At 44.6% G+C, this 6,318-nt stretch carries 6 protein-coding genes; 2 read left to right on the top strand and 4 right to left on the bottom strand.

The genetic code is table 11. The features are described 5' to 3' along the window. Together F6K20_RS20130 and F6K20_RS20135 are read left to right on the top strand one after the other, a co-directional pair. Positions 1 to 378: hypothetical protein (locus F6K20_RS20130; RefSeq protein ID WP_287251602.1), on the top strand; the 378-nt coding region annotated here is incomplete at its 5' end. After that, positions 308 to 811, top strand: coding sequence for a hypothetical protein (locus tag F6K20_RS20135; protein ID WP_287251604.1), 504 nt, complete (start codon positions 308 to 310; stop codon positions 809 to 811). The genes F6K20_RS20130 and F6K20_RS20135, both read left to right, overlap by 71 nt. Before the next feature lie 258 nt (positions 812 to 1,069). Here F6K20_RS20135 and F6K20_RS20140 read toward each other — a convergent pair whose 3' ends face one another. The 4 genes from F6K20_RS20140 to F6K20_RS20155 form a co-directional block, all read right to left on the bottom strand. Continuing rightward, on the bottom strand, positions 1,070 to 2,584 hold the full coding sequence (locus F6K20_RS20140; protein ID WP_287251606.1) for a glycosyltransferase family 39 protein: 1,515 nt from the start codon (positions 2,582 to 2,584) through the stop codon (positions 1,070 to 1,072). 64 nt (positions 2,585 to 2,648) lie between these two features. After that, positions 2,649 to 4,220 (bottom strand): glycosyltransferase family 39 protein, encoded by a 1,572-nt coding sequence (locus F6K20_RS20145; protein ID WP_008180963.1) that lies wholly within the window; start codon positions 4,218 to 4,220, stop codon positions 2,649 to 2,651. Between the two features lie 235 nt (positions 4,221 to 4,455). Beyond that, positions 4,456 to 5,073: a metal-dependent hydrolase gene (locus tag F6K20_RS20150; RefSeq protein WP_008180962.1), complete on the bottom strand. Its 618-nt coding sequence runs from the start codon at positions 5,071 to 5,073 to the stop codon at positions 4,456 to 4,458. A gap of 162 nt (positions 5,074 to 5,235) precedes the next feature. Further along, positions 5,236 to 6,201, bottom strand: a complete 966-nt coding sequence (locus F6K20_RS20155; RefSeq protein ID WP_008180961.1) for a lysylphosphatidylglycerol synthase transmembrane domain-containing protein — start codon at positions 6,199 to 6,201, stop codon at positions 5,236 to 5,238. Between the last annotated feature and the right edge of the window lie 117 nt (positions 6,202 to 6,318).

A 6,318-nucleotide genomic window follows, 5' to 3' on the forward strand; every position in this document is an offset into this window, starting at 1 on the left:
GATGCGTTCCCACTGGTCATTCCGCAAAGCATAGCGGCGCGTCATTGTACCACTCCTGAAATTACTCAACTCGCCAAGAATTTATCTATTTTAAACTGGATTGACACCTATTTGATGACACGCCCTAAGGCTGCTGCCAAATTCTCTAAATTAGTGAGAATATACCGAGGTTTTTGGTCTGGTTTACCTATATCTTTTCGTCCTCTTAATATTAAGTTTTATTTCGAGATTGGAAATTTATGGAACCTACAGTGTATTTACGGATATCTAGAGAACAAATATCCCAAATATATTACGAGGTTCAACAATGAAAAAAATCGGTTCTACTACTCTACTCATGTTCGCTACACTCTCGGGACTTCTGTTGTTTCCTTCTGAAGTGAAAGCGGATGAGATCAGATACTGTTACAGTGTCCCTCGTTACTACGTTGAGCAGGATGCAGCTAACCATCGTGAAGCTTACGATGATGGTTATCAGGAGGGGCGACGTGATGCCAGCAGGGGTATAGCTTATGAAGAGCGCACCGCAGGGGGCGAGTTTAGTCGTGGCTATCGTCATGGATATTACGGTCGCCGCTACAGAGGTCAACGGCGTCGGGTTCCAGACCGCCGTAAGTACTACAACACCAGGGAGTGTCGTACCTACAACTATAACGATAAGGAGAATATGAAAGATGTTTTGGGCAGGATTTTGCAGCAATTTGAAAGGGATATACGTGCGGATATGAACTGGGACAACAACTCTCAAAGGTACGAGCAAAGGTACGAAGAGAGAAGCCAGGACAGATACTATCAAAGATATCAAAGATAGTTGTTCATGCAACTATTTCCATAACCCAGTCACTATGGTGCTACTACTACCTTATGAAAGCTTTGGGGAGTTGGTTGTGGTACACAATACGTGATTTTCGCTCCCGTTAGCTTTACCAGACCGTAGCCAAACCACTACATCTTTACCACTACCCATTCTTGATTTAATTGCGCTTTGAGTTATTTCAGGAAATTGCGATCGCTAAAAACCGGCAATAACTAGTTCTAGGCTTAGTTCAATAGACAACTGCGGCGAAGTCTACTCCTGAGACGTTTTATCAGCAGAACGTGGTTTAAGCAGAAATATTTCTATCCCATCAATGGGTTTCTCTCGGGTTTTAATCTGAAATTGCTCTTTAACAACAGACCGAAATAGCTTCGACGACTTGACATAAACTAGCCATAAACGAGATTGGGTTGAAGGTAAACTGCTAATCCAACCTTCTATCGCTTGCTGATCGTTTTTTCTAACCGATGGCGGGAGTACATCCTTAATCTCAATACTTGCAGAGCCATGATAGTAATGATTCAATGCCACAGGTATTCTCTGACCAATGGACCAAACAATCACATCACCCGGTTGTTCTTTGGTCGCAATGGTTTCTACTAAACCACGCCAATTTTCTCGATCGAGCACGGTATAGTAACGCTTTAGCCCACCACCAACAGCAATGGCATAGATCAGCGCTATCACCAAGGCACCAATACGCCATCGATGCCAAATGCCGATCCCAGCGGCTGCTAAAAGAATAAATAGGTATGGAGCTGCTAAGAGTAGGTAACGATTGACCCAAAGAGAACGAGAGACTTGGGACACTGAAAAGAACAGAACTAAGGGTAAAAACGCCCAAGCCGCAATCCAACCCAGCTTAGCTGAGCGTGGTTTGTTGAATAGCACAACACCCAGCAAGCAGGTCAACATGACAGAGTAGGCATTGTAAAACCAGTAGATGGCATTGGAATTGGCTCGACCAAAGGGCCAAGCTGTCAAGCGACCTGGCTGCATGATCACATCAACTACACCAGGACTAGTGCGTCCACCGAGATCACGAACTGATGTACCGGGTACTTTTACACCTCCCATAAATTTGGCGCTCTTAGTTACTAGTGGAAACACCCATGGCAGCCATAAAATACCAATCAGTAACAGTCCGACCCCGAAACGGAACAAAACACGAGGTTGATTGCGATACTTCCAGCCAAACACAACGATGTCTGGGAGCAGCAGCGCTACGTTAAGGGGTGTGCTGATAATTGCCAAGAATCGCAGAGCAGCCCATCCTAAAAGTAAGGGAGTAGTTGGACGTTCTAGGGCGTGGGTTAAGATCAGTGTGCCAGCAACACCAAAGAATGTACTCGGTGCGTACATCCGGACTTCTTGGGCATGATGGATAAACAGGGGTGAGAGGGCAACGATTAGGGCAGCAATTAAGCCAGTGGACTCTCCCATTAAGCGCCGACCAAGCCGATAGGTAACAAAAACAGTACCAATACTAAACACAACGCACAATCCCCGCAGCCAAGTATCACTACTGCTAACTATCATCCAGACTTGTAGGAGGATGTGATAGAGGGGGCGTGTACCATTAAAGACTTGCTCTAGGTGCTTGGCACGATGAATACTAATGAGTTCATCAACCCATAGGCTTTCTGTACCAAGTTGATAGACATACAATCCAGTCGCTAATACTAAGATTAAGGTAATGGGCATCCATGGTCGGAACCAATTTCCTCCCTCTAGGAGCGCTGGTGTTTTGTGGTTGTTGGCTTTCATGCTAACTCAATAATCAAAGCCCTAGAGCTTAGACCGACTAACTCAATAATCAAAGCCCTAGAGCTTAGACCGATGTTGATTTGTTTTTTATATCAGTAGAATTGCGAGAATCAGTAGAATTGGCAGAATTTGGTATGATCAGAAATAGATGCATTAAATCATTCTGTCTATAAAAGTTCTCGTTAGTAAATTCTTCGTGTCTTTCCAGATTAAAATGTTCTTTGAAAACAGTGCGAAACTTTTGTTCGTCAAAACCTGTGCCGCACAGTAGCCACAGCCGCGAGGGAATAGGTGGCAAGTTATTTAGTGCTTGCTCTACGACTGGCTTTTTGACTCGATCAGAAGGACAAAGTTTACTTCGGGAATAGATCGGAGCATCTCCACTATAGTAATGATCCAGCGCTGAGGTCATTTTTTGCGAACCTATGGATAAAAAGATGGTATCACCAGGTTTTTCATTAATGCTAATTGTTTGTGCTACACTGCGCCAATCTTGGCGATCCTGCACGGTGTAATAGCGTACTAGTCCAGTGCTAACGGTAATAGTATAGATAATTGCTACTGCGATCGCCAAACTCCGTTTCCAACGCCACAATCCCATCAAGCCAGCGGTCAGAATAATCAAAATGTATGGGGATAAAAACAGTATGTAGCGGTCTATCCATAATCGTTTAGAAACTAAAAAAATCATCACTGACGGTATAAATGCCCAAGCAGCAATCCAACACAGGCGTGGTTTGTGGTTTTTGTGGATTATGGCAATACCGATCAAGCCAGCTAATAGTAGACTGTAGGATTGATAAAACAAGCTACTCAGCTTCGATGTGGAAGGAAACGGAAAGGCAGTAAAATTCTTTAACTTACGTAAAACATCCACAAAACTGGGAAATGAGTGTCGAGTAGCCGATGGATCAATTTTGGCGATGAGATTAAGAGCCTTGCTTAGGAAGGGCAGGGTTCCAGACAATAGAGATAACAAAGATGGTAACCACAACAGGATTACCAGTAACAGCCATTTGCCGAAAGCTAATAATGTAGCGCGTTGCTTGCGAAACCGAAACCATACTAACCAGATGTCCGCGAAGAGCAGGGTGGCATTTAGTGGTGCAGTTAGGGTTACCAACAGTCGTAGGCTAGCCCACCAAGCCATTGAGGTGGTAGTAGGATTCTCAAGAGCATGCACTAGCGCTAGGGTACCACCTAGACCGAGACAAGTGCCTAGGGTGTACATACGAACCATTTGGGCAAAATTGATGAACAGGGGCGATAGAGCCAAGAGGAGGGCAGCAATCAAGCCCGTTGGCTTTCCCCCTACACGACGACCAAGCTGGTAAGTTAGAAATACACTGCCCAATCCAAACAAGACAGACAACCCCCGCAACCAAGCATCGCTGGTGCCAAACTGCATCCACAGCCACAGCAGGATGAAATACACTGGGCGGATTAGACCCAGATGGCCTGGTAAGCGTTTGGCATCATTAACACTGTAGAGTTCATCCACCCACAGGCTCTCTGTGCCGAGTTGATAGAAATACAACCCAGCCGCCAATAGCAAAATTAAGGCGATGGGAATCCATTGCCAAAGCCAATCTGCTTGGATTGAGGTTTCTGTTGAATTAAGTTTTTCTGCTTTCATGCACCTGACCAACCTTATCTAGAATCAGTATTAAGAACCACCATGATCAGACCAGGGTTCATCATGGCTCAGGAAAGATGGTTGATCGCCATCAACAAAGAACGATTAACCTCTTACCAAAGTAAATTGGGACACACGGCCATATTACTTATCAGCCTTGTTTTAGACATTTATGCAAAAGATCTATTATTGTCTCCATCACCTGATCACCTGATCACCCCATCACCCTTGGCCTCTATCTTGCCAATGGTTTTCTGCCGTCAGTTTTCCCAAACCCATACCATGCCAGTCCTACCAAGGGTGTAAGTACTACGATTTCCCACAGTATTCCCAAGAAGTTAGGAATACTCAAGATGGTGCATACCATACCCAATTCTGGATTAAAATAATCAAATCGGGCAAAGATGGTAATAGGTGAAATAAAATACTCTAGGGAAAAAGGCCAGAGTGCCTGGACTCCGAAAGGTGCTGTTGGGTCAGCTACTAGCATATCCAACAGGAGGTGGCTTCCATAAACTAGAGCTGCCCAAATTCCCCATCGGAGCCGATTTAACTTCCAACGCCCCACTAGCCAAGCAACGAAGATGCCAATTATGGCGGCTACTATCAAGCTGTGGGTAGCCTGACGGTGAAAAGCTCCTGGATTTCCCAGCAGCAGCAATCCAGGCAGAATGTCTATGTCTGGCAAATTCGTGAGCAATACTGAACCATACAACAGCCGAGTTTGCTGATGCCAAGCTACATAAGGGCGTGCCAGAACAAATCCACAAATACCGGCAAATGTGTGTCCTACTGGTGATGGCATGTGATTAATTGGTAATTGGTAATTTATATTTGGTAATTGGTAATTCATATTTGGTAATTGGTAATTTATATTTGGTAATTGGTAATTGGTAATTTATAATTGCTCTGACTATTGTTTATTGATCACCATTACACCTGATTACCTGATCATCCGATTACCTGATCATGACCTTACCTGATCAGCCGATCACCTGATCTGAGTTAATCACCTTTACTTGCGCAAAGCGTATACAATTCCCCCCAGCAGCCCCTGAATGATCACGATTCCGTAAGCCAGCCAAGCAAAGGCAATGGCTTCGGATCTGGCAATATTGTAGCCGTAAGCCGCAAAAAAGAATACAAATGCATTCTCACGGAGACCAATGGCGTTGATCGATACAGGCAACACCATGATCAAGGAGACTAGGGGAATGATCAGAAAGAAACTAAGAAGGGGAACCGGTAAATCCAGGGCCTTTGCAATTAGGTAATAATGAGCGATGACACTGATTTGCACCATCAGTGACAACCCCATAGACATAGCCAAGGCATGTTTGCGGTTCCCAAAGGCTAGGAAAGCTTTAATAATATTCAATACCTTGTTTTTTATGGGGTGCCAAAAGGGTAGTTTGATCTTGCTAATAACCCTTGAAATCTTCTGAGAGGGTATGAAAATCATCGAGACTACAAGCATAATTGCTGCCGTACCTAGCATCACCCACAGATTAAGTAATGGTAACTGGGCAATCAATGTCTGAGAAAAAAACAGCGCCCCGAGGCCAAACAGCATCAAACCCAGTAAACCGAGGAAACGATCCAAAAACACAGTGGCTAGTGCGACTGATTTGCTCGTTCCCAACCGCCAGGCATCATAAGCCCTAACAGCATCCCCACCAATGGTGGAGGGCAAAAAATTACTGAAGAAAATGCTGACCATGTAGGACTTATACAAGTAAGGGATGGTAGCTTTCACATTCTGAGCCAAAAGTAGTACCCGCCACCGATGAGCTCTGATGTAGTAACTGGCTAAGTAGACCACAAACGCTGCCATTAACAGAGGAATGTTGGCAGAACTCACAGCTAGGAAAATGTCAGGCAGATTGGTCTTGCGCAACACCCAAGACAGTAGCGCTATGGAAACGCCGCATTTAATGATCGTAAGAATCAATTTTTTCCTAGCAGCTAACCTTTTTTCCATGGTTTTTAGTTTATGGACTGTAGTAGTTCCAAGTCATCTTACTGCGGCGGTAGTGGTTTTGAGTCCATAGCCGTGGGCGATCAAGATTGGGAGTGGGTTCGGGGTTGCTGTAGATGA

The sequence above is a fragment of the Moorena sp. SIO2C4 genome (assembly GCF_010672485.1).
Taxonomy (GTDB): Bacteria; Cyanobacteriota; Cyanobacteriia; order Cyanobacteriales; family Coleofasciculaceae; genus Moorena; species Moorena producens.

Excerpts from the sequence above, each read along its gene's own strand:
- F6K20_RS20145 (WP_008180963.1), bottom strand. The coding sequence starts at position 4,220 with ATGAAAGCAGAAAAACTTAATTCAACAGAAACCTCAATCCAAGCAGAT.
- F6K20_RS20150 (WP_008180962.1), bottom strand. The coding sequence starts at position 5,073 with ATGAATTACCAATTACCAAATATAAATTACCAATTACCAATTAATCAC.
- F6K20_RS20155 (WP_008180961.1), bottom strand. The coding sequence starts at position 6,201 with ATGGAAAAAAGGTTAGCTGCTAGGAAAAAATTGATTCTTACGATCATT.
- F6K20_RS20135 (WP_287251604.1), top strand. The coding sequence starts at position 308 with ATGAAAAAAATCGGTTCTACTACTCTACTCATGTTCGCTACACTCTCG.
- F6K20_RS20140 (WP_287251606.1), bottom strand. The coding sequence starts at position 2,584 with ATGAAAGCCAACAACCACAAAACACCAGCGCTCCTAGAGGGAGGAAAT.